20 protein-coding genes are annotated in these 23,451 nt (G+C 48.0%); 8 read left to right on the forward strand and 12 right to left on the reverse strand.

Annotated elements, in window-relative coordinates:
* Nucleotide 1 precedes the first annotated feature (1 nt).
* The 4 genes from NWF04_09690 to NWF04_09705 all read right to left on the reverse strand — a co-directional run bounded on the left by NWF04_09690 (nucleotide 2) and on the right by NWF04_09705 (nucleotide 3,895).
* Nucleotides 2–1,033: a homoserine dehydrogenase gene (locus NWF04_09690; protein ID MCW4006842.1), complete on the reverse strand. Its 1,032-nt coding sequence runs from the start codon at nucleotides 1,031–1,033 to the stop codon at nucleotides 2–4.
* The gene (thrC, locus tag NWF04_09695; protein MCW4006843.1) at nucleotides 1,033–2,286 is read right to left on the reverse strand and encodes a threonine synthase; all 1,254 of its coding nucleotides are present in this window, start codon (nucleotides 2,284–2,286) and stop codon (nucleotides 1,033–1,035) included. The genes NWF04_09690 and thrC overlap by 1 nt, the downstream gene beginning before the upstream one ends.
* Nucleotides 2,287–2,292: 6 nt before the next feature.
* Nucleotides 2,293–3,246 (reverse strand): homoserine kinase, encoded by a 954-nt coding sequence (locus NWF04_09700; protein ID MCW4006844.1) that lies wholly within the window; start codon nucleotides 3,244–3,246, stop codon nucleotides 2,293–2,295.
* Between the two features lie 67 nt (nucleotides 3,247–3,313).
* Complete coding sequence (locus NWF04_09705) at nucleotides 3,314–3,895, reverse strand: ACT domain-containing protein (protein ID MCW4006845.1); 582 nt, start codon at nucleotides 3,893–3,895, stop codon at nucleotides 3,314–3,316.
* Nucleotides 3,896–4,021: 126 nt separating this feature from the next.
* Between NWF04_09705 and NWF04_09710 the strand changes: the two genes are divergently transcribed.
* The 6 genes from NWF04_09710 (at nucleotide 4,022) to NWF04_09735 (ending at nucleotide 13,523) form a co-directional block, all read left to right on the forward strand.
* Nucleotides 4,022–5,233, forward strand: a complete 1,212-nt coding sequence (locus tag NWF04_09710; protein ID MCW4006846.1) for an argininosuccinate synthase — start codon at nucleotides 4,022–4,024, stop codon at nucleotides 5,231–5,233.
* A gap of 38 nt (nucleotides 5,234–5,271) precedes the next feature.
* Nucleotides 5,272–6,753 carry an argininosuccinate lyase gene (gene argH / locus NWF04_09715; GenBank protein MCW4006847.1) on the forward strand — a complete coding sequence of 494 codons (1,482 nt, stop codon included), beginning with the start codon at nucleotides 5,272–5,274 and terminating at the stop codon, nucleotides 6,751–6,753.
* A 29-nt stretch (nucleotides 6,754–6,782) separates the two neighbouring features.
* Entirely contained in the window at nucleotides 6,783–7,925 is a 1,143-nt protein-coding gene (gene carA, locus NWF04_09720; protein ID MCW4006848.1) for a glutamine-hydrolyzing carbamoyl-phosphate synthase small subunit, read from the forward strand.
* Nucleotides 7,925–11,194 carry a carbamoyl-phosphate synthase (glutamine-hydrolyzing) large subunit gene (carB, locus tag NWF04_09725; protein ID MCW4006849.1) on the forward strand — a complete coding sequence of 1,090 codons (3,270 nt, stop codon included), beginning with the start codon at nucleotides 7,925–7,927 and terminating at the stop codon, nucleotides 11,192–11,194. The genes carA and carB overlap by 1 nt, the downstream gene beginning before the upstream one ends.
* A gap of 161 nt (nucleotides 11,195–11,355) precedes the next feature.
* Entirely contained in the window at nucleotides 11,356–12,567 is a 1,212-nt protein-coding gene (locus NWF04_09730; GenBank protein MCW4006850.1) for a cofactor-independent phosphoglycerate mutase, read from the forward strand.
* Nucleotides 12,568–12,632: 65 nt separating this feature from the next.
* Nucleotides 12,633–13,523, forward strand: coding sequence for a hypothetical protein (locus NWF04_09735; GenBank protein MCW4006851.1), 891 nt, complete (start codon nucleotides 12,633–12,635; stop codon nucleotides 13,521–13,523).
* Nucleotides 13,524–13,533: 10 nt separating this feature from the next.
* On the opposite strand, the gene NWF04_09740 is transcribed toward NWF04_09735, so the two are convergent.
* The 5 genes from NWF04_09740 to NWF04_09760 form a co-directional block, all read right to left on the reverse strand.
* Nucleotides 13,534–14,274, reverse strand: a complete 741-nt coding sequence (locus NWF04_09740) for a UPF0280 family protein (GenBank protein MCW4006852.1) — start codon at nucleotides 14,272–14,274, stop codon at nucleotides 13,534–13,536.
* Between the two features lie 30 nt (nucleotides 14,275–14,304).
* Nucleotides 14,305–14,730 (reverse strand): 4Fe-4S dicluster domain-containing protein, encoded by a 426-nt coding sequence (locus NWF04_09745; protein ID MCW4006853.1) that lies wholly within the window; start codon nucleotides 14,728–14,730, stop codon nucleotides 14,305–14,307.
* Between the two features lie 16 nt (nucleotides 14,731–14,746).
* On the reverse strand, nucleotides 14,747–16,222 hold the full coding sequence (locus tag NWF04_09750) for a homocysteine biosynthesis protein (GenBank protein ID MCW4006854.1): 1,476 nt from the start codon (nucleotides 16,220–16,222) through the stop codon (nucleotides 14,747–14,749).
* A 103-nt stretch (nucleotides 16,223–16,325) separates the two neighbouring features.
* Nucleotides 16,326–16,631, reverse strand: a complete 306-nt coding sequence (locus NWF04_09755; GenBank protein MCW4006855.1) for a hypothetical protein — start codon at nucleotides 16,629–16,631, stop codon at nucleotides 16,326–16,328.
* Nucleotides 16,618–16,947, reverse strand: coding sequence for a hypothetical protein (locus tag NWF04_09760; GenBank protein MCW4006856.1), 330 nt, complete (start codon nucleotides 16,945–16,947; stop codon nucleotides 16,618–16,620). The genes NWF04_09755 and NWF04_09760 overlap by 14 nt, the downstream gene beginning before the upstream one ends.
* A gap of 167 nt (nucleotides 16,948–17,114) precedes the next feature.
* On the opposite strand from NWF04_09760, the gene NWF04_09765 reads away from it, so the two are divergent.
* Nucleotides 17,115–18,749 (forward strand): hypothetical protein, encoded by a 1,635-nt coding sequence (locus NWF04_09765; protein MCW4006857.1) that lies wholly within the window; start codon nucleotides 17,115–17,117, stop codon nucleotides 18,747–18,749.
* On the opposite strand, the gene NWF04_09770 is transcribed toward NWF04_09765, so the two are convergent.
* From NWF04_09770 to NWF04_09780, 3 genes are all read right to left on the reverse strand, one after another.
* Entirely contained in the window at nucleotides 18,693–20,267 is a 1,575-nt protein-coding gene (locus tag NWF04_09770; GenBank protein ID MCW4006858.1) for an APC family permease, read from the reverse strand. The genes NWF04_09765 and NWF04_09770 overlap by 57 nt on opposite strands.
* Nucleotides 20,268–20,283: 16 nt before the next feature.
* Nucleotides 20,284–20,517 carry a hypothetical protein gene (locus tag NWF04_09775; GenBank protein ID MCW4006859.1) on the reverse strand — a complete coding sequence of 78 codons (234 nt, stop codon included), beginning with the start codon at nucleotides 20,515–20,517 and terminating at the stop codon, nucleotides 20,284–20,286.
* Between the two features lie 123 nt (nucleotides 20,518–20,640).
* Complete coding sequence (locus tag NWF04_09780; GenBank protein MCW4006860.1) at nucleotides 20,641–21,552, reverse strand: hypothetical protein; 912 nt, start codon at nucleotides 21,550–21,552, stop codon at nucleotides 20,641–20,643.
* A gap of 516 nt (nucleotides 21,553–22,068) precedes the next feature.
* On the opposite strand from NWF04_09780, the gene NWF04_09785 reads away from it, so the two are divergent.
* Nucleotides 22,069–23,442: a hypothetical protein gene (locus tag NWF04_09785; protein MCW4006861.1), complete on the forward strand. Its 1,374-nt coding sequence runs from the start codon at nucleotides 22,069–22,071 to the stop codon at nucleotides 23,440–23,442.
* The last annotated feature ends 9 nt before the right edge of the window (nucleotides 23,443–23,451 follow it).

The following is a 23,451-nucleotide window of genomic DNA, read 5'->3' on the forward strand; positions in this document are numbered from 1 at the left end:
TTTATTGTTTGGTGAGTAGTTGCTGTGCTAGACTACGTCTTATGTCTAATAAGTCTCTTAAAACTGCACTGGCAGTTTCCATGCCGCCCGCGCCCCTGCCTACTATGGTTTCTTCGCCTGCAAATTCCGAGGCAAACGTGACCGCGTTTAGGACGCCGCTAACGCACAGCGGATTGCGTTTGGAAACCTCAGTTGGTTCAACCTTGGCGTCCCCGTTAACTGCGCCTACGAGTTTGATAATGTTGCCCCTCTTCGTGGCAGCTTCCTGCTCCTTAGGCTTGACATCTCGGATTCCCTTCACTTTGACGTCTTTGAGCGTGATTTTGCGTTTCATTATCCAGTTAGCCAATATGACAACTTTGCAGGCAGTATCCAAACCCTCTACATCCATGGTTGGGTCAGTCTCCGCGTAACCCAGCTTCTGAGCATTCGCCAACGCCTCCTCAAACGTGGTCTGGTTTTCCGCCATCTCAGTTAGGATGTAGTTGGTGGTTCCGTTAAGTATGCCCTGTATGCCTAAGATTTTGTCACCTACTAAGCATTTTTTGGCAAAGTCCAAAACTGGGGTGCCTCCGCCTACGGTGCCGCTGAATTTGAGGAAGACGTTGTTGTGGTCGGCAAGCTCTGTTAATGCGGTAAAGGCGAGAGCGAGGGGACCTTTGTTGGTGGTGACGACGTGTTTGCCTGTTTTGAATGCTTTGGTTATGTAGGACAAGCCTGGTTCACCGTCTTTGACGTTTGTAGAGGTAGCTTCCACCATGACCTCAGCCTCCACTGACTCAATAACCTCCAACGGCGACATGTTGTGATGACCCGCAGCCGAGTCAAACGAGACTGAGCCCTTGCTTTTCTTCAATGTGAGCATCCGCTCCAAATCCAAACCCTTAGCATCCACTGCAGCGCCGCCCTTATCCACGATAGCAACGATGCGGGGGTTAAATCCGTACTCCTTGATGGTTTCCAGACGCCTGCGTAGCAAAATATCGGTTAAGCCCTGCCCGACGACGCCGTAGCCAACAAGAATTATCCTCATTAACTCACCCGTGCTGATGCAACTTGTTTTTGCAGACCCAAAGCCCGCTCAATAGCCTCAGTTTCGGCATCCACTTCCAAGGGTTTCTCGCTCATCTTCACTGCCGTATCAGGATCTTTAAGCCCATGTCCCGTGGTTACGCATACGACGCGTTCGTCTTTGTCTATGACGCCGTTGTTTACGAGTTTGATTAAGCCTGCAATGGAGGATGCGCTGGCGGGTTCGACGAATATGCCTTCTTGCCGGGCAAGCATTTTCTGGGCAGCTAAAATTTCCTCGTCGGTTACGGTTTCTGCGGTTCCGCCGCTGTTGCGTATGGCGTTGACGGCTTTTTTCCAGCTTACAGGTGCGCCGATGCGTATGGCGGTGGCGACGGTTTCGGGGGCTTTGACAGGTTCCATGGTGGTGCTTCCCGTTTTTATCATCTGCGCAATGGGTGCAGAACCCGCGGCTTGAATGCCTGTCATCTTGGGCAACTTGTCGATAAAGCCCAGCTTGTAGTATTCGCTAACGCCCTTCCATATCGCGCTGATGTTGCCTGCGTTTCCCACGGGCACAATTATCCTATCAGGCGCTTTGCCGTCAAGTTGGTCGCAGATTTCAAAACCCAACGATTTTTGACCTTCGACGCGGAACGGGTTAATTGAGTTTAGCAGGTAGATGCTTGGGTGTTTCTCGGCAAGCTGCAGTACCATGTCTAGGGATTGGTCAAAGTTGCCGCGGATTTGCAAGACTTTGGCGCCGTATATCATGGCTTGGGAGAGTTTGCCGTAAGCGATTTTGCCTGAAGGGATAAGGACGGTGCATTGCATGCCTGCTTTTGCCGCGTAAGCCGCCAGAGACGCGGAGGTGTTGCCTGTGGAGGCGCATATTACGTTTTTGGCGCCTAGCTCGTTGGCTTTGGAGACGCCTACGGTCATGCCGCGGTCTTTGAAGCTGCCTGTTGGGTTTTCACCCTCGTTTTTTACGCAAAGTTGCACGAGTCCGAGTTTTTTGCCTAGTTTGTGGCAGGAATGTAGTCCTGTGCCGCCTTCGTTGAGCGAGACAATTTTGCTGATGTCGTCTATGGGCATGAACTCTTTGTAGCGCCACACCGAAAGCGGGACATCTCGCCACTGGCTCTTCTCCAACTTGGCTTTAAGCTCGTCAAAGTCGTATTTAACCTCAAGCAGGTCTCTACATTTTCTGCAGAAATACACAATATCGTTTACGTCATACTTGGTTCCACAGTTTATACACTCTTGATGCGTCAAGTCAAACTACTCCTCTATTACTATACTAACTCCGCTGCCTGGCTTTGTCGCAAACGCTGTTGCATCAAAACCCGCAGACCTAAAACCTTCTTTCATGGCAACCGCCACGTTTTGTGCGTCCGCGTTTTCCTTGTTGACTACTGCTAACACGGCAGGTCCCGCACCGCTAATTGTTACGCCACAAGCTCCCGCGTTAACTGCGCCTTCTTTGACTGCTGCAAACCCGGGGATAAGTCCTGCTCGGGCGGGCTCCACTACTGCATCTGACATGGCTCTTCCAATCAAATCCACATCGCCCCTGGCAAATCCGCTAACCATCGCCGCCGCGTTTCCCACGTTATGCACCAGCTTCTTGGTGGAAACCATTTGGGGCACTACTAAGCGTGCTTTTTTGGTTTTGTGTGCAGGTGTTATCATGTGCGGGAACGCTACTGATAGTTCCATGTTTGCGGGCGCTTTCAAGCTGATGACTTCCAGCGGATTATACGAACGGATGATTATGAAACCTCCGCATATCGCGGCGGAAACGTTGTCGGCGTGTTCCCATCCTGCTGAGGCGACTTCTCCTTTGGCGGCTAATCGGATAAGCTGTTTGGTGTCTAGTTTGAGGTCAAACATGTGGTTGATGCCAACTGCCGCGGCTGCCGCTGAAGCTGCGCTGCTGCCCATTCCCCTGCTCGGGCAAATTCCCTTGGAAATATCTATGCTAATGCCTTCTTTGAGGGAGAACTCTTGGATCATGTGGGTTGCCACTATGCCTGCTGTGTTTCTGTGGGGGTCTTGGGCTATGGTTTCGGGTTTGAAGTTGGAAACTTGGATTTTTACGCCCTTCTCAGGAACCGCCGTTAATGTGACTGTGTCGTGGGGCTGCTCTAGTGCCAAGCCGAAAACGTCAAAGCCTGGACCCAAGTTGGCGCTTGTGGCGGGGGCTTTTACAGTGACTTGGCTAATTGGCGGCATAGTTTCATCTCACGTTTGCACAGACTATTCTTATAGGATTATTAATATTCTTGCGGTTGAGCATGGTTTAGCCTACTATGTTGCTTAGAGTTTCGTATGCTTTGAAGCTGTCAACTTTCTCCACAACGATGACGGTTTCTGTCCAGCACGAAATGAACTCGACAATGTTCACGTTCTGCTCCGCCAAAAGCGTTGTTAGGAACGCGACAACTCCTGGCGTTGCTTCGAGCTCCTCAGGAGAATTCACCACAATCATGGTGCAGTTATCATGCTTAACTAACGTGCTGATGCGTTCGGGCAAATCCGCTCGGTCAAGCAAATACACAAACTTTCCAGGCAAATCCACTTTCATGCCGCTTTTTGTGGCGATTTCTTTGGCGGTTATGATGACGCTTTTGCGGTCGTAGACGGCTATGCCGCTTCGTTTGAGCAGTTGCAGGACTTTTTCTTCTCTTTTCTGTTTGTGTTTTTGCAGTTCTTCGGCGTATCGGCGCAGCGCGGCTTTGGTGGCGGTTGTGTTTCCTGTTTGCAGTTCTTGCTGTATTTGCCGTGAGAGTTCGCTAAGGTTAACTATGCCCTTCTCAAGCGCTTCAAGCAGGTACGGCTTGTTTTTTAAGTAATCACGCACGTTTTTGGCGGTGGTCGTCATGATTCACCGATGTATCATTTGGTACATTTAAAGATTCTTATGTTACAAAAAAGTCGTAAAGTTTAAAAACACAGCCCTGAAGGTAAGGGGAATAATTTCCGTTTCAAAAATGGGGGAGCAACGTGCATGGCTGAAAAATATGTCTTAGCATACAGCGGCGGACTAGATACGTCAGTTCTGGTCAAGTACCTGCAAGAAAAATTCAACGCCCAAGTCATAACTGTAACTGTGGATGTAGGGCAGCAAGAAGACCTCAAAGCAGCAGAGGAAAAAGCTCACAAACTTGGTGTTCTCAAACATTACTCCATAGACGCCAAAGAAGAATTTGTTACCCACTACATCTACCAAGCCATAAAAGCCAACGCGCTTTATGAAGGCAAATACCCCATAAGCACAACCCTTAGCCGTCCCCTCATAGCGAAAAAGATGGTTGAAATCGCCCAAGCTGAAGGCGCCACAGGCTTAGTTCACGGCTGCACGGGCAGAGGAAACGACCAAGTTCGCTTTGACATTACCATGAGCGCTTTAGCTCCCAACAAGCAGGTTCTTGCACCCATACGCGACTGGAGCCTAACGCGCGACGAAGAAATCGAATACGCCAAATCACAGGGTATTCACGTTTCTGATTCGGCAAAGAAATACAGCATTGACGCAAGCGTTTGGGGCAGAGCCATAGAATGCGGTTTGCTCGAGGACGCCAGTGCCGAGCCGCCTGAGGACGCCTACGAATGGACAGTTGCGCCCGAAAAAGCCCCCGACAAACCCGAATACGTAACCATCCAGTTCGAATCAGGCATACCCGTAGCCGTCAACGGCAACAAACTTACACCCCTAAACCTCATCGAAACCCTAAACGAAATCGCGGGCAAAAACGGTGTAGGACGCATAGACCATATCGAAGACCGCTTAGTGGGCATCAAATCCCGCGAAGTTTACGAGTGCCCCGCCGCCGTCGTCATCTTGGAAGCCCACAAGGACTTGGAGAAGATGGTTATGACCCGCCACGAAGTCCTCTTCAAACAAACTGTAGATGCTGAATGGGTTTTCCTTGCCTACGCTGGGTTGTGGGTTGACCCCTTAAAAGATGACCTTGACGCTTTCATTAACAAATCCCAAGAAAACGTGACAGGCGAGGTTCGCTTAAAGCTCTACAAAGGCGCCGTCCAAGTAGTCGGTCGCTCCTCTCCGCTGTCACTGTATGATAAGAACTTGGCGAACTATAACATCAAAACCTCATTTAACCAGTGTTCTTCAAAAGGCTTTATTGAACTGTGGGGCCTGCAATCACGAATGCACAAAGCCCTAAAAAATTCAGTAAAGCAATCTGAGGACACATAAAAACCAAAGTTTGGAGTGAACAGAAAACGTCTAAACTACTGCGCGGTGGAAGACTTGGATCAATGCGAGAAGACGTCGCCCAGTTCACTTCATCAATCAAAGACGACACCCGACTACTCAACGCCGTTTTAGCCATAAACAAAGCCCACATCATCATGCTCACTGAACAAAAAATCATAACCCAAAATGACGGCGCACAAATCCTAGCTGCTTTGGATAAGCAGTCTGATATGGTTTTGGATTCTTCTATGGAGGATGCGCATTTAGCGGTAGAAGAAGCTGTTCTTAAGGAAGCAGGCGCAGACGTCGGTGGTAACTTGCACATTGCCAAGAGCCGAAACGACCAAGTCGCAACCGCCATACGCATGGAACTGCGCACCGAAATCCTCAACCTCATGCGCGCCGCCTCTCATGTGCAGTCTCACTTAGCCGAGGTCGCAGAAGAAAACCTAAACACCGTCGTTCTCGAATACACCCACCTGCAGCCTGCACAACCCGTAACGTTTGCTCATTATCTTCTCTCTTACATTCAAGCTTTAGAGCGTGACTTGCAACGGCTCCAAGACCTCTACAAACGCGTCAACCAGTCACCTTTAGGCGCGTGTGCTTTGGCTACAACGAGTTTTCCAATAAACCGTGAACGCACAGCCGAGCTTTTAGGCTTTGAAGGCTTAGTCGAGAACTCGTTAGACGCCGTGGGCAGCCGCGACTTCATAACCGAAACCCTAGCCGCCCTGACACTTATCGCGGTTGATTTAAGCCGCTTAGCTGAAGACCTAATCATCTGGAGTTCTCCCGCGTTTGGCGTCGTGGAGCTTCCTGACGAATTCACCAGCACAAGCAGCATCATGCCCCAAAAGAAAAACGCTGAAGTCCTCGAAGTCATCCGAGCCCGAGCCAGCGACATTTTAGGCAACTTTGCCGCCTGCATCGCCACAGTAAAAAACCTGCCCTCCACCTACAACTTGGACTTTCAAGAACTCACCCCCAAACTCTGGGCATCCACAGCCAGCGTACGCGCCTCCTTAGACATGTTCCACAAGCTTATCCCAAAAATCAAGGTAACCAGCGACGTTTCCAAGCAAGCTTCAGAGAGCTTTGTAGCCGCCACTGAACTGGCAAATCTGCTGGTACGCAAATGCAACGTCTCGTTTAGGTTAGCCCACAAAATCGTAGGCGCCTACGTTAAGTCCCTTGTAGAAAACAAGCAAACGTTTGCTGATGGCACCCCCCAGTTGCTCCAAAAAGCTGCCCAAGAAGCCGCAGACCTTGCCCTAACCGTTAACGCCAAGGATCTTTCGGGTTTATCTGACCCGCTCACACTCGTTAAAGCCTGCAACGTCGTAGGTGGTCCTGCGCCTGAAGTGGTTTTGGGGGCGTTGGCGGCACATGAAAAGCAGCGGTTTGTAACCAAATCCAATATATCTCAGATGGACAAGAAACTTGAGGAGGCTGAAAGTGAACTGGAAACTCTTCTTCAGTCATATTTACCCGCGAGCAATCGCAACGGCACATCATAGTAATTCAACTTTGTAGGTAGAGTAGAGCTTTGGTTCAAGAAAAAGACGGTACAAGTAAAAAAGCGGTTTTAGTTTTAGAAGACGGCACCCTCTTTGTGGGAAAAGGATTTGGCGCTCCAACAAAAATAAGCGGAGAAGTAGTTTTTTCAACTTCCATGGTGGGGTATCCTGAATCACTCACGGACTCTTCATACCGCGGACAAATCCTCGCGTTAACTTATCCGATGGTGGGCAACTACGGCGTTCCCCCCTACGAAAAAAACCTTGGCATCCCAATTTATTTTGAGTCTGACTGCATCCAAGCAAAAGGATTGGCAATTCACGAGTTATGCACTGCGCCCTCACATTGGGCATCCACGCGCACCTTGGACAAATGGCTCGCCGACGAAAACATCCCTGGCATCAGCGCAGTTGATACGCGCCGCTTAACTAAGAAACTGCGAACCCACGGTGTCATGCTTGGCATCCAGCAAGTCTGCAAAGAAGGCGAAGAACCCAACCTTGACACGTTGCTCCAAGAAGCCAAAAACATAGCTGACCCAAACCTCACCGACCTTGTCAAAGAAGCCACCGTAGCTGAACCCGTAACCTACAACGTGGACGGCAACAAAACTGTAGTTCTTATCGACTGCGGCGTAAAATATAACATCATGCGCAACTTGCTAAAACGCGGCGTAAACGTGATTCGTGTACCGTATGATTTCTCTGCCAAGGAGGTCATGGAGTATAAGCCTGACGGCGTTTTCTTAAGCAACGGACCAGGTGACCCCAAACGATGCATCAAAACCATCGAGAGTGCCCGCGAGTTAGTTGATAGGATTCCTGTTATGGGTATTTGTTTGGGCGCTCAGATTCTGGCTCTTTCTCAGGGCGGCGATACGTACAAGATGAAGTTTGGTCACCGCAGCCAAAACCAGCCCGCCTTGGACTTGAAAACTAACCGTTGCTACATAACCACCCAAAACCACGGGTACGCCATAGATAACCAATGCTTTGAGAAGACCGCTTTGGAGCCTTGGTTCATAAACGCTAACGACAAATCCGTCGAAGGCGTCAAACACAAAACCAAACCCGCATTTGCGGTGCAGTGGCATCCTGAAGCCTCACCTGGACCCTACGACACCGAATTCCTCTTCGAACACTTCATACACAACATGGAGGCAAAACAGTAATGCCAAAGCTTGACTGGATAAAAAAAGTCCTCGTTCTGGGAAGCGGCGCCATCAAAATCGGAGAAGCCGCAGAATTTGACTACTCAGGCAGCCAATGCCTAAAAGCCCTCAAAGAAGAAGGCATAGAAACCGTCCTAATTAACCCCAACATAGCCACCATCCAAACCGACCCACGACTCTCAGGCAAAGTCTACCTGCTGCCCGTAACGCCCGAATACGTCGAGAAAGTCATCCAAAAAGAACGTCCCGACGGCGTACTTTTGGGTTTTGGGGGACAAACTGCACTTAACTGCGGCATCGAACTGGAAAAAACTGGGATACTGGCGAAGTATAACGTGAAGATTTTGGGTACTTCGATGGAGGCAATTGAGAACACGGGTGATCGTCAGCGTTTCCGAGAAGAAATGCTCAAAGCAGGAGTTCCGCCTCTGCGCAGCAAAGCAGCCATTACAGTATCTGCCGCGTTGGAGATTGCCCACGAAATTGGCTACCCCGTAATCGTGCGTGTTGCTTATACGTTGGGCGGCAAGGGTGCCGGCGTAGCTCATGATGATTCTGAACTTGAAGAAATCGTAACTTTAGGGTTGGCTCAAAGCCGCATACACCAGGTCCTTGTTGAAGAGTATGTGGGTCACTGGAAAGAAATAGAATACGAAGTCATGCGCGACTACAACGACAACTGCCTAACTGTCTGTAACATGGAAAACTTTGACCCCATGGGCATACACACAGGCGACTCCATAGTCGTTGCCCCCTCACAGACCCTAACCAACCGCGAATACCACCTAATCCGCGCCAAATCCATAGACGCCATCCGCCACCTAGGCATCGTGGGCGAATGCAACATCCAATGGGCACTCAACCCCCAATCTGAAGAGTTTCGCGTCATAGAAGTCAACTCACGCCTGTCACGCAGTTCAGCGCTTGCAAGCAAAGTCACCGGTTACCCCCTCGCGTACATAGCCACCAAACTAACCATCGGCTACACGCTAACAGAGCTCATAAACAAAGTCACCGAAGTCACCACCGCCTGCTTCGAACCCGCCCTAGACTACATAACCGTAAAGATTCCCCGTTGGGACTTGCAGAAATTCAAGAACGCCGACCGCCACGTTGGACCCCAAATGCGCTCTGTAGGCGAGGTCATGGCTATTGGGCGCTGTATGGAAGAAGCCCTGCAAAAAGCGGTTCGCATGCTCGATACGGGCAAGATTGGTTTGGTCTGTAACCCTGAAGACTCCGAGCATGAATCCATAGTTCACATCAAATCTGTACTGGCTAAACCCACGGATGCACGGCTTTTCAAAATCGTCAAAGCCCTAAAAATGGGGCTTAGCATTGACGAGATTTACCACATCAGCGGCGTGGACCCGTTCTTCCTAAACAAAATCCAAAACATACTTGATATGGAAACAAAACTCCGTAGCTTAGAACTTAAAGACAGCACCGCCAAAGAAACAGTGCGCGAAGCCAAACGCTTAGGCTTTTGCGACGAACAAATCGCCATATGCACCGACAACACTGAACTTGAAGTGCGCCAGTTCCGCAAAACCGCAGGCATCATTCCCGTCATCAAACAAATAGACACACTAGCCGCAGAATACCCCGCCAAAACCAACTACCTCTACCTCACCTACGGCGGAGACGAAGACGACATTGAATTAAGCAGTAGCAACAGCAAAGTTCTAGTTTTGGGCGCAGGAGTTTTCCGCATCGGCTCAAGCGTAGAATTCGACTGGTGCGGAGTCAACACCGTTTTAGCACTCAAAAAATACGGCATCCAAGAAGCCATCATGGTCAACTACAACCCCGAAACCGTCTCCACCGACTACGACGTCTCCGACAAACTATACTTCGAAGAACTCACGCCAGAGCGCATCCTTGACATCTACGAAAAAGAGCACCCACAAGGGCTAATCGCTAGCGTCGGCGGACAAATCCCCAACACGTTAGCCATGAAACTCGCGCATTCAGGCGTCAAACTTTTAGGAACCACAGCCGAAGACATAGACCGCGCCGAAGACCGCTCCAAATTCAGCGCGCTCCTTGACGATTTGGATATTCCCCAGCCAGCATGGAGCACCCTAGGCTCAATTGAAGGCGCTAAACTCTTCGCCGAAAAAATCGGGTACCCCGTTATCGTGCGCCCCAGTTATGTGCTCTCGGGTTCTGCTATGCGCGTTGCCCACGACGAAGCTACGTTGGAGAACTTTCTGAAGTTAGCCGCTAAGGTTTCGCGTGATCAGCCTGTGGTTATTTCCAAGTTTGTGGAGGGCGCCAAAGAAGTTGAGGCTGACGGGGTTTCTGACGGAGACACCTGCCTAATTGGCGCAGTAATTGAGCATGTTGAAAACGCGGGGGTACACAGCGGTGATGCGACCATGACCATACCGCCCCAGACCCTCTCAAAGGACGTACTCAAAAAAGTCGAGGATGCAACGCGCAAAATCGTCAAAGCCCTCAACATCAAAGGACCCTACAACATCCAGTACCTCGTCAAAGACGAAGTAGTCAACGTTATCGAATGCAACCTGCGCGCGTCGCGCTCCATGCCCTTTGTAAGCAAGACTCGTGGCGTAAACCTTATCGAACTTGCCACTTTGGCTATGCTGGGCAAAAAATTCACTGCGTACCTTAAATCCTGTGATTTGCCCCCTATTCGCCACGTGGGCGTAAAGGTTCCCCAGTTTAGCTTCATGCGTCTAAGCGGGGCTGACCCTGTTTTAGGCGTAGAAATGCTTAGCACCGGAGAGGTCGCGTGTTTGGGCGAAAACTTTGCCGACGCATTCTCAAAAGCCCTAAAATCCGCAGAATTTCGTATGCCCCCTGTGGGCGGTTCGGTTCTTATAACTGTGGGCGGTGAAAAACCCAAACGCCGCGCCGTAGCCCTAGGCAAAGCCTTCGAAGAAATGGGCTTTAAAATCTACGCCACCAAACACACCGCACAAGTCATGCAATCCCAAGGCGTAAACGTAACCACCCTACACAAAATCAAAGAAACCAACGCCGACCCAAACATCCTAGAATACCTGCAAAACCGCAAAATCGACCTCGTCATCAACGTCCCATTGCCCAACAAGAAAACCACCTACGCCGATGTCCTAACTGACGGCTACATAATACGCCGCCAAGCCGTAGAATTCAACATACCCGTCATCGTCAACCTAGAACTCGCCTCCACCTTAGTCAAAGTCCTCAAACAACACAACGGCACAACCATCCACTCCCTAAACGAATACATGGCCGCCCTACCATGGAAATTCTGGTAAATTCCGTCTTTTCTTTTAGGTGTCTCTTTTTGTTTTCTTGGAAATTCTGGGTTGGAAAACGGTAGATAGATATGTTTGTTGTAAATCCTCTTTACTTTAACCGTGGCAGTTGCCTGTTGGCTTAACTGCTTGGCTGTTTGAAACTAATTTGGGTGTTGCATGTGAAGTATGTCTTGCTGGTGGGTGATGGCATGGCTGATTACCCCGTTCCTGAACTTGGCGACAAAACACCGTTGCAGGTAGCATACAAGCCAAACATGGATACCCTCGCTGCTAAAGGACAAAGCGGACTCATAAAAACCGTACCCGACACATTAAACCCGGGCTCTGAAACCGCAATTCTCTCCGTTTTAGGCTACGACCCCACCTTGTACTGCACAGGCAGAGGACCATTAGAAGCTCCCGCCCGTGGCATTCACTTAAACGAAAACGACGCCGCGTTTAGATGCAACTTGATAACTGAAAAAGACGGCTTGCTAAATGATTACTCGGCAGGGCACGTGACCACTGCAGAAGCCCAAAAACTCATCGCCGCCGTTGACCAAGCCTTTGGAAAACCTGGCGAGCTGGAGTTTTATTCGGGACTGGATTATCGGCATTTTCTGGTTCTGCGCAACGCTCCCGATTGTCGCCTCATAAAATCCACGCCGCCCCATGACGCCTCAGGAGTCGCCGTTTCCACGGTCATGCCCCAAGCCAAAGCTCTCCAAACCCAACAAGCCGCTAAACGACTCCAAGAAGTTACCCTAAAATCCAAAACGGTCTTGGAAAACCATCCCGTAAACCTCGCCCGCATAGCAGCAGGCAAAAACCCCGCCAACATGATCTGGCCATGGGGAGGCGGAAAAAAACCCTCTATGCCTTTGTTCAAGGAAAAGTATGGTTTGGCTGCGGCGGTTATTTCGGCGGTGGATTTGGTTAAGGGCATTGGCGTGTATGCGGGTATGGAGGTTGTTGAGGTTCCAGGCGTGACGGGTTTGCATGATACTAACTACGAGGGCAAAGCCGACTACGCGCTTAAGGCGCTGGAGCGTAGTGATTTTGTGTTTGTGCATGTGGAAGCCCCCGACGAAGCAGGACACGTTCAAGACGCCCAGTTAAAAGTCAAAACCATAGAAGACCTCGACAAACGCCTCTTAGGCAGGCTGCTTGCAGGACTTAACGAACCCTACACCATAGCCATACTACCCGACCACCCAACCCCAATCACCGTCGGAACCCACACCCGCGACCCCGTCCCCTTCACCATCTACCACCCAAACGCCAAACCCGACAACGTCACAAAATACGACGAAACCTCGGCAAAAAACGGCGTCCACAAAACCATAACAAACCAGTACCTGCTGCCTATATTCCTTAGTTATGTCCGTTAGCGGTGCAAACTTGGTTGTTTTAGCTTGTTTTAAAACTTAAATTGTGGCTTTAAGATTAATCGTATATGAATAGAAAAGTTCTGCTGTTGTTACTCCTCATGACAATGTCCTTGTCTATCCTTTTGCATTTTTCTACGAATATTTCTAGGTTACCTTGGACTCTTATGTTTCTTGAGAGTGGTTATTCTTTTGGGTTAATCCCTTTTGAGCTTTTTTTGGGACGTATTGATTGTATTTTTTTGATAATTTTGGGCATATCCAGCTTATTATTTTCAATTGGTTTTTATTTATCTTTCAGAAACAAAATAAGCACAGAACATTTTTTAGTTAAATTAAATAAGTCAATCCCTGATGTTTTTTCGGTGTTTTGTCTATCAATACTGATTTGTGCTGTGTTGTATTTAGCACCTTTAATCGTTTTCCTTCCACAAGTTACCGCGGTTGGAGCTAACATTGATCAATTTGTAACTGAAAACGAGAAAACTAACTTGCCAGATATAATTACTCATCTGCGTAACTTTTTGACTGATAATAATTATCAATGTTCTTGGGAAAAGAATGAAAGTGTTTTTGAAATAGATAGATTTGTTTTTACCAACTATGTGGATAAACTATTGGTTGAGAGTTTTGGGATTAGTCGAGGAGATTTAATATTGTTTCAAGGTTGGGGTGCATGTGGACAGACAGCAATTCTGACAGAGGAAATATTATCCAAATGCGGCTATGAGACAAGACGTGCCTCCTTTCTCGGTCTTGACCATTCATGGGCAGAAGTTATGTATAATGGAAACTGGACAATAGTTGACCCTGGGTGGTCCAAAAGTGTTGTGGATATACATAATTTAGGCGAATATTACCCCGAATATCGACTTGCAACAGGCGTTAAAATAATTTTTGCAAACGGCACAATAATTAACGAATATCTCGAATATGGGTACACACAAGTTCAACCATGAAATCTACCTGTTATGCCCCGCGATTCTTCGTATTTTCATGCTTTATGCTATTTGGATTGATTTTAATTATTTCTGGGATTTTGCCCCATGTGCCTACGGTTCCTTTGTAGACGATGAGTGCGCCTTCTACGCCTTGGATGGTTTTGGCTGTTTTTATGCCCCGTGCTATGGCTGCGTTGATGTCGTCTCCTTTTATGGTGTTTGCAACTGCCGTGGCTGCTGCGTCTGCCAGTCCCGCGTTTTTGCAGAAAACCGTTGCGGCTTCAGCATCTCCAAAACTAAAGGCACGGCTAAAGCACCCTGAACTCGTAGCCACCGCCACTGGAAATTCTGTAAGCCGAAAACCAAAACGCCGCGACAATGGCTCATCACCAAACCCAACTGCCACATCGATTGGTATGTCTGAAATAACTGCGATTTCACCGCCGTCTTCTACAACTGCGACTTTGCAGCCCGCCGTGGTCATGTCTGCTGCTGCTAAATCGGCTAAAACGCCTGCGACGGCTGCCATGGGTCCAACTTGGGCTTTTTGTGCTGCCTGCGCCATGAGCTTGGCAACCAAAGGTTCCTCGGGGGTGGTTGTGGGTTTTAGGGTGTGCTCAAAAATTGGGTGTTTTTGGATGTAGTTTTCGAGTTGGGTGTAGTGGTTTTTGAGGGATTGTTTGGCGGTTTCTATGCCTTCTTTGCGGTCACAAATTATGGTGCATTGTGAATCTTTGTAGCTGAATTGCTCTTTGAACAGCTTGTTCATGGCTTCTCCTACCCGTGAAAAAGAGGTGGGTTAGTTGGGGTTGCCGTTGAGTTCGTGGTTGGTTTGCTTTATGGATTTGATGGCTTGCATGGGGCATGCGTCAACGCAGGCACTGCAGGTGCTGCCTACGCATTTGTCTTGGTCAAATATGACTTTGCTGTCTTCGTCGAGGGTGATGGCTTCTACGGGGCATAGTGAAACGCATGAACCGCAGCTGATGCATTTATCCGCGTCCACTTCGATAAGCTTTGGCAAACTTACCCGAACGCCTTTTTCGCGAAACGCCCTAACCACGGTATCCAACGCTTCCTGCGGGACCTCGGCTAAGACTTCGCCGCCCTTATTGTTCACGTGCGCAGTTAGGATGTTCGCGGGAATTTTCAAATCCAAGATTATCTGGGAGACGATGGGGTCTTCAACGATTTCTTCTGAGAACCTAAGCAGTATACGTACCATACCTTGTTTCCTCCTTTTACCTCCCCAGCAGTTTGGATACGTCCTCTGACGTGACGATTCCTAACACTTTGTTTTCGTTGTCAATGACGGGCAGTGCGGATATGTTGTGCTGCGCCATTCTTTTGGAGGCTACGTCTAAGGGTTCGTTGGGTTTGGCGGTGAATACTTTGCGGGTCATGATGTCTGAGAGGACATGTTTGCCTTCTGCCATGGCGCGTGTGATGTCCCATGAGGTTACTATGCCGTTTAGTTTGCCTGCGTGGTTGGTGACTACTATGTGGTTTACGGATTTGGTTACTATGCGCTCTGCGATGGCTTGCACTTCCTCGTTGGCGGTGCAGGTAACTGCGTTGTGCATGACGTTAACCACAAAAGGCGTGACCTGCGTTTGCCGCATGGGCTTGCATGTGGTCTCTAAGGGCAACCGCTCCACGGGTGCTGACAAGAAGAACTGTCCCTGCTCAATCCACGTTTTCAAGGTAGCAGAGATTTCCCGTGCTTTTTTGAGGCTTGAGAGCGAGCTGACCCGTATGCGTTTGCCATCCACCGTTATCGCGCCTGACTTGAGGTCTTTGTAGCTAACCTTAGCTAACTTGGGGCGGTCTCTGCGTGGAACCCCATAATCCACCACGTTGGTGAACAGGTCTTCGTCGCGAACCGCAGTTTTCCTTGCCAAGCCTTCATTTAGGATGGGAATTGGAACACCTAAGCCTACGTATAGGGTTGCGCCGTATTTGGTGAATGTTGCGCCGCGTAGGAACTCGGGTGTCATGTTTTTGGCGTTGCCTCTAACCATTAAGGTGCCGTCTTGGCTGCTGGGTTGATGTTGGGTGCCTTCCCCAATGATGTAGCCTTGACCGCCGCCTAGGAAGATGCGGGTTCCGATGCCTATGGTTTCGTAGTCGGGGTCGTTCATTAGCGGGTTTAGTTCGCCTGCGCCTGAGTATGTAGCGTTTTTTAGTCTTGGGAGTAGTTTGCCCATGTAGGTGTGGATGATTTCGTCGCGGCTGTTCACGGCGCAGTTGTATTTTTGGTAGCAGTTGCGGAAGTTAAGCAGATAGAACTGGTTGAGGTCGTCTTTGCTTAGGCGTGTGTGCAGGTGCGTTCGGGGGTAACAGTCGGTTCCGGGACTGCTGGCTTCAAAATCTACTTCCTTGCCCGCTACTAAATCTTCGATGAGGTGTCCGCCGCCGTACTCGTAGGGTTTGGTTTCAGACATTGTGGTTGCGCCGATGTAAGCGTCCACCGCGGCTCCAGGATGACAAAGAGGCACATTGTTCATTGATGCCTTATCGATTTTGATTGGTGGATCTGAGTGTCCCAGGTTTATGATAGCTCCTGAAGAACACATGGCTCCAAACGTGCCCGTGGTGACAACATCGACTTCTTTAAAAGCAACTTCTACGCCGCTGCTCTCCACGAGCCGCTTCATTTCCTCGGCGGTTAAAATTTGGGCATCGCCCTTTCTAATTTTCGAGTTTATTTCTTCGATTGTTCGGGTATTTTTTTGGTGGTTTAGCGTTTATACCTCCAGCCAATGGCACTTGAGACACCGAACAATTATTAATAGCTTTTGCTTGAACCCCAAAAACTGCCTATTTGCCGTTTGCCTGCTTGACGCAACAGTTATCTCTAACCTTTATCCTTGTACGTATGAGGTATATGCCGACTTTCTCGACAAGGCAACGGTTAAAGATTGCGCTTGGAGGCTTTGTTTCCTTCACAGGATTTGTTGTTTTGGTATCGGCAATTATGACGGCAACGGGAGCTGTAGACCTTAGTGTTGTTTTCACAAACGAGTTCATGATGGTTTTTGTGGCTGCTATTGGCGCCTTAACTTTGCTTGGCGGGGTTGTTTTGGCGTTTGGTAACAAGGAGATTCGTTTATCATTCGCTTCCAATCAGGAGAAAACCCGTGAGGATGCTGATTCCTCCGATGACAAACCAAATCCCTAAACTCCAAAGTGGCGTTTCTGCGGACAAAAATAGCCAGTTAGCCTGGAATATGCTTGTGTAGAACAAAAGCGCCATCAAAACAGCACCTACAGCCGCCGCGCAGGCTCCCATATACTTCCCAATTCTCTTGGGCACCTGAAGTATGCCATAACGTTCTTCTTCTAGGGCTTTTTGCGTGGTTTTCTCTGCTTTCTTTTTTGGAGATACAACCGGTTTAGACGGTGCTTTGACTGTTATTTCCTTGTTTTCTTTCTTGGTCAACCACGGTTTCCCTCCACGTCCGACTGTTGTACACCCATTAGTATTGTCTTGATTGTTAAATTACTTTTTATATAACCTCTGTTTCTCTTTGGCTGAGCAGTCGTAATTTATAAATCTGCTACTGCTCTAATAAGCAGTTAAGCCTATTCAAACTGGAGATGAAAACTTTGTCTAGTAAAAAACCAAAAACGCTGCTTCCGTTCTCCTCATTCCAGCAAGGCGAAAACGGCAAAATAACTGAGATTGAAGAAGCCACAGTTTTCTGCCTAGCCGAGATTGAACGAAAGAAAGCTAAAGGCTTTCTAAGGAAGCATCCTCCAGAAAAAACAGTTTTCATTTCCAAAGTATACTACCCTTTTTGGGTAATGCCCTGCAGAGACCTTACCTGCGTTTTTGACGGCTTGAATTTGTCTTCTCACAAGTTGACGTATCTGACTTTTCCTGACCCCGAACCTTTCAAGTCTGGCATAGAGGATAGCTCTTCAACACGCCACACCTTCGCAAGCTTTCTTTCAAACAACCTTAACTATTTTGAAAAACCCGAAGGCGAGCAAACCAAAGATATCGAGGGTTTAATATCTGACCGCGATTTTCTTGCAGAATTCATTGCGTATTTGAAGGAAGCGAAAACTACTGAGTCATCCGTAACTGGAAGCGTGCTGGTTTCCCCTGCGTATTCGGAAACGCAGATGAAGTCAACCATGGCTGATTTAGAAAGCTTCTATGACCAACTCGTCAAAGAATCCAAAGAACTAAGCGCCATAATCAAACTTGTAAACCAGAAAAGTCAGCATTCCCTATCCTGCCTCAAAAAAGAAATCAAATCCTCCGAAGACGAATTCAGCCTACAACTCGACGAAGCCAAAAAAATCCTCGAATACAAAAAAGCACAAATAAACAAAGAGTACTCCGACAAGGTCGTTGAGGTATCAAACAAGTTTGAAGATGAAATCGTTGCTATCCGAAAAGAGATTATCAAGCTAGAAAAGCTAAAAGAGCTCATTTCTGCTGAAATCGTGAAGGTTGAAAACGAAATAAAATCTTCTGTAGTTAACAAAGATGAAGCCGCTGAGCAGAAATGGAAAGAAAAACGCACTGAACTCAAACGAGACCTCCCTGACATAGTTGGGAAAATAAAGACTTTGGAAGAGCAAATCCAAGGGATTGAGGAAAACAAGAAAAAAGAGCTTTTCCAGCTAAAAGAAGACGCTGACGTCAAAGTCAAAGAAGCCTCCTCGGGTCTAATGGAAATTGAATCCTCCCGCGACGCCGAAACCAAAATCTGCCAAGACGAGATGGAAAAAATCGAAGAAATGGCTTCTGTTATAATCGGCAAGATCGATAATCTGGCAAAGATGCGTGATGAAACTATAGAAGGTTTTGATAAAGTGGGGGTTAAAAAGGAGCAGTCCTCGCCGTTGCTGGTTTATTTGCCGTTTTATCTAATTTGCTATCAGCAGGGATCAAATCGCCGTTACACGTATGTGGCTCCTTCAATTATAAACAGCGGTGGAATTGGCTTACGGCTAAAAATCATGGGTAAAAAACGAATCACGCAGCTTCTTCAAACGCGTTCTCAAAAGATAATCTCTTTACTGAACCGTTTTATTACTTTGCTAGAGGAGAACGTGGCGTTTAGCCGTGAAATAAGCGAAGCCTGCGTTGACGCTAATTTGTTGCAAACAAAGAAATCCCTCAAAGAAATCAAAAGCGGATTAGACACCTTAACGTTAGAGGACTGGCTTTCAGAAAGCGAATTTGAACTTTTTACTCAACGCCTCAACCAGTTTACTAACCCTTGATTCTTTTTGTTCTTCCTGTTTTTTCTGGGAACCCGCTTTGAGATTAAAGTAGCCCGTAACAATTAAGACAACGCCAAAAAGCGCCTGTGCATAATTAGGGATAAACGGTATTATAGACCCAACAAGACCTGCTATGTTCATTACCGAAAGCAGCCCTAAAACGATGCCTACGCCCATTCCGATGCCGCCTACTGCTATTTGTAGCCTGAACCGTCCTGCCATTCTCAAATAGTACGACCCTAAGACTATGGCTATGATGCCTGCGCCTGAAGTTAAGGCGTCTGTGGCGTTTCCGTCTCCAAAGAACACGGGGAAAACAAGCAAGAACACTGATAGTATGAAGCCTAAAATTGGGATTATGGGGAAAAGCGGGGTTTTGAAGGGGCGGTCCATGTGTGGCTTGGTTTTTCTTAGTTTGATAAGCGACAAGTTGACAAGGGCGAAGACTATTAGGGAGCCAAAGCTGGCGGCGTATCCAAGAAACGGCACATCTCCTAAGGTGCTTAACCCCATTATGAAAACTGAACCTACGATAACTGCTATGTAGTGGGTTCCAAAGCGAGAATGCACTGCCGTTAACAGTTTGGGGAAGTATCCGTCGCGGCTCATGCCTCGTGAGATGCTGGACTGCACCGAAAGCGATGTTCCCAAAGCTGATAAGCAAGCTACCATGCCTGCAAGCGCGAAGACAATACCTCCGTACCCGCCAAATATAGAATCCGCCGCAAAGTTCAACAAAGAAACCTGCTCCGTTGTCCCCGAAGCCGCCACCGTCGACATCGCAACCACCGCCAACAAAACATACAGCGGAATAACAAAAAGAGCCGACAAAATCAAGCCCCTAGGCACATTCTTCTCTGGATTCTCAGCCGTAGTAGCCGTAGCAATCAACGATTTTGTCCCTATAAACATAGGAAAAGTATAGACCACCGCCGCCAAAACTCCTGGTAACCCTTGCGGAGAGGGGAAATCAAACATGCCCGATGGGTTTACGCCTTGGACAAAGCCGCCTATGATGAAGACCGCGAATAAGGCGATGAAGGCAATGACCACTATGCTTCCTACTTTTTGGCTGCCGCGTATCTCAAATGCGCTCATGACCACTATTATTAGGATGGATAGGAGCCATGCCCAGTTTACAACTGTTGCTTGAAGCTGCGGCGAGAAAATTGAAAGCAAAAACGCAAGCTGCAAAACAAACGTAACCGCCGCTAGGGACGCTGCAAAGATGCTGGCAAGCCACCTAAAACAGCCCGCTATAAAGCCGATGTAGCCGCCGTACGCCGTTTTGATGTAAGTGTATTCTCCGCCTACAAGAGGCATGGCTGCGCTTAACTCGCAGTAACTAAGCATAATTAGAAAGTTTATGCCGCCGCCCAACAGCAAAGCAAAGACCAAGTATGGTCCTGAAAGGTTAAAGTAAGCATAGTTGAGCAGGACAAAGATTTCAAAGCCTATAGAGCCGCTAAGACCCGCAATAACTATATCAAAAAGACCTGAACGCCTGATTCTCTTCATACGGCTTCACTTCCCCTCATCGCAGACTCTCCCACGAATCATACAACACAAACAAGCCGCCAATTAACAAAACCACGCCAACCCCCAACAAAACTACCACGTAAAAATCCAGTGCATCCTGCGAAATACTCCACACTTGGGGGTCAAAAAATCCAAACTGAAGCGCCAAAGCCAACGCTATCGTAGAACAAGCAAGCAAAGCCTGCGCCGACCCAAACAGAAACTTAATTGTTCTTGTCTCGTTAACCATCAGACGCCAACACTTTGTTTCAACAACTTAGATATATAATCAATTCGGCACAAACCCCGCCTTACCGCACCCGCAAGGCACCACAAAAAAAGCAGGAAATTTGGGCGGGGTTAAAAGGTGGGTTTACTTGACGGTTTTTTCCCAGCTTGCGATTTTGTCGAGGTATTCTTGGACAGGTTTTCCGCCGAAGTTTCTTAGGCGCTGGCGCAGTTGGGTTTGGTTGACGGCTTCTTTTTGGAAGGCCTGCATTTCTTTGGCTCCATTTGCCATGTACAAGACGCCTTCGACGCCGCCAACTCGCAGTGCCCGCGTGCTAACCGTGAGCAACTCTGCGGCTGTGGGGGTGTCTTTGGGGTCGTCTCCTGGACCAAAAACGTAGAGGCTGATGTAGAAGGGTTTTTTGAGCAGTTTCTTAAAGCCCCTGGTTAGCATTTCCCAGTACCACGGCGTCGCATAGTTTTTGCTAAACATAACCACGTTGAAAGCGTCGGCGTACTGGGCAAGGTCGTCAAAGTCCACACCATAACGCTCCAGCGAGTTTATAGGGTCAGGCTGAATGCACATAACCAAATCCTTTTTCACGCGTTCACGCATCTGTGCAACGTAGCCTGTGACTTCTTTTCTGCGCCACTCTATCCAACCCAAACCGCTTCTCTTCCAACGCTCAATACACCGCGGACAAGTACAGTGCCCATGATCCGCAAAATACTGGCTATTAGGCCAAACCCCAAGAGACTTCTTATCCAGCATCTCTATGTACTCGAGTTGCTCGGCGCGGTGCTCAGGCTGCGTAGCACACACGATATTCCAGTAAATGTTAAAGTTGCTATTGCCCAGCTTGGCAGGACCCAACGCCGACTGACTAATCCAGTCTGGGTTATCTCGAACCGCAACGTTATCCCCAAAAATCGACAAATTACTGTACATATCAGGCTGCGGCTCAATTCTGTTACCCAACTCAGTTTTCACACGCAACAAATGAAAATCAAAACCCGCAATCTTCTGCGGCTCATACACATAAGCACCAAACTTCACACAATACACCTTCAACTACTCACAAAAAGCGAGACTGGAAAATTATAATGTTTCGCAAAGCAGTTCACTGTGGTTTGGTTTGCTGCTTTTGTTGTGTTGTTAGCTTGTGGTGTGTTTGCCTTCTTTGTCTGTGAGTTGTGTGGTTTTCTTTTGTTTTTTTAGGTTTGAATTTGGATTTGGTTTTTGACTTGTTTTAGTCACTTTGATGTTTGCTTTTTGTGTTTTAAATGGTAAGGTTGCGTTTTCGATTTGGGAAAAAATATATTCGGGTTTCTTAAGATGCCTGTTTAGAGCTTTAGTTAAGCTCTTAAACATTGGGAGAGAAAAAAAGTGCATAAAAAACTTGTAACTACAGGTTTGCTTTTACTTTCGCTTCTATTTTTTTCGCTTTTCATTAGCATTAATCCTGTTGCAGCGGCTCCCACTGATTTGTACGATGTATTTGCAGTGAAGGAATACAAACAATGGAGTTCTTACAATCCTTCCTATTCTTTTAGTAAAGCTTCTGGTACTGTTATGCAGGCAATGTCTACTCAGTCTGGTCTTGGTGACGCATACGTGTACTTGCATATTGACAAGGACTATCTTGATGGAAAGAAACTGCGTGTTTACTGGCAGTGGTACTTAGACCGTTCTGGTACATCTCACACCCTCAATCAACTTTACGTTGTGGATCATGAACATGACCGAAAGCTGATAAACTCTGGAGAGTTCCGTACGCAAAGTGACGCTGAACATCCCGTTACCGATTACACATACATAACTGCTTGTAGCTATACTGCAACCTGCAATGGCGGCTGGGTAGGCTGGAGAAGTGACACATCTGGTGTTTTAGATTTGTCTGGTTTCTCTAGTGATGTCGTTAGCGTTATGATCAAAAATGTTGACCCTTGGGTAGCTTACACTGCTGGGCTTCAAGTATACTACGTTCAAGTTCTGGATTCAGGCAACAACGTGCTTAAAGACTACCGTTTCACCGGTAACGTTTTCATGGAAGAAACAGGCACCTACTACGATTACGGGTTGATACGCGAGCCTAACATGATATCTTGGGGAACCACAGATTACCCTAATGCCTCTGGTGGTGCTGATGAACTGAACCTGTCTGGGAACGTTTCAGAATATGTTTGTGGTCTTTTTGACTCCACAGGCGTGTATGATGTTGAAGACAATTGGGGTGCAAGCACTCAGCCAGGCACCGTTTACAGCAGCATAGAAGACAGCGAAGCCGACTATGACTACTCTGTTATCCTCTACAAAGGGCACTTTTGGCAAGCATCAAGTCCTGGCGACTGTGGAACTTATGGCTGCGATATTTATCACTGGGGCGTAGCTGACAATGAAGGCTACACAGGTGGCACATGGGAATTCATCAAAGACTACAACGTTTACAGTAGCGTAGTAGATGGCAAAGACGACGCAGACAAAACTAGAGGAACCCACGACTTCATCTTTCTGTGGTCCTGTCTTGAAGGAGACAGTAGCCGTGCAGGTGAAATATCAGGTTCCCACAGTTGGGGCATGTTAGCCTCTTGGATGGATATCGATGACCCAAATAGTCAACTCGAAGATTACGGCTATGCTGACCCTGATGACCGTGATCATGTCTTTATGAGTTTCAGTTGGATTTCGCCTTGTTACCTTTACTATGGTCAAGCTCCTGACCGCTATCTGTCTCAGTTCCTTTATCAATTCTTCAACTACGCCTTGCAAGGAATCACTGTAAACGACGCTCTTGACGACGCATCAGAATTCATAAACGGCTTTGGCGTATCCTTTGGCAGCAGCGACCTGTACAACAACCAACTAGTCTGGAACCCTCAAACAGACGAATGGGATTACACCCAGATGCGTGTTTGGGGTGATGGAGACCACGTAATGCCTGGGTAGGTGAATTTG

The sequence above is a fragment of the Candidatus Bathyarchaeota archaeon genome (assembly GCA_026014465.1).
Lineage (GTDB): Archaea > Thermoproteota > Bathyarchaeia > Bathyarchaeales > Bathycorpusculaceae > JADGNF01.

What these genes read in the sequence shown, in the direction of transcription:
- NWF04_09690 (MCW4006842.1), bottom strand. Translation starts at nt 1,033, where the DNA reads ATGAGGATAATTCTTGTTGGCTACGGCGTCGTCGGGCAGGGCTTAACC.
- NWF04_09700 (MCW4006844.1), bottom strand. Translation starts at nt 3,246, where the DNA reads ATGCCGCCAATTAGCCAAGTCACTGTAAAAGCCCCCGCCACAAGCGCC.
- NWF04_09705 (MCW4006845.1), bottom strand. Translation starts at nt 3,895, where the DNA reads ATGACGACCACCGCCAAAAACGTGCGTGATTACTTAAAAAACAAGCCG.
- NWF04_09710 (MCW4006846.1), top strand. Translation starts at nt 4,022, where the DNA reads ATGGCTGAAAAATATGTCTTAGCATACAGCGGCGGACTAGATACGTCA.
- carB (MCW4006849.1), top strand. Translation starts at nt 7,925, where the DNA reads ATGCCAAAGCTTGACTGGATAAAAAAAGTCCTCGTTCTGGGAAGCGGC.
- NWF04_09735 (MCW4006851.1), top strand. Translation starts at nt 12,633, where the DNA reads ATGAATAGAAAAGTTCTGCTGTTGTTACTCCTCATGACAATGTCCTTG.
- NWF04_09740 (MCW4006852.1), bottom strand. Translation starts at nt 14,274, where the DNA reads ATGAACAAGCTGTTCAAAGAGCAATTCAGCTACAAAGATTCACAATGC.
- NWF04_09745 (MCW4006853.1), bottom strand. Translation starts at nt 14,730, where the DNA reads ATGGTACGTATACTGCTTAGGTTCTCAGAAGAAATCGTTGAAGACCCC.
- NWF04_09770 (MCW4006858.1), bottom strand. Translation starts at nt 20,267, where the DNA reads ATGAAGAGAATCAGGCGTTCAGGTCTTTTTGATATAGTTATTGCGGGT.
- NWF04_09775 (MCW4006859.1), bottom strand. Translation starts at nt 20,517, where the DNA reads ATGGTTAACGAGACAAGAACAATTAAGTTTCTGTTTGGGTCGGCGCAG.
- NWF04_09785 (MCW4006861.1), top strand. Translation starts at nt 22,069, where the DNA reads ATGCAGGCAATGTCTACTCAGTCTGGTCTTGGTGACGCATACGTGTAC.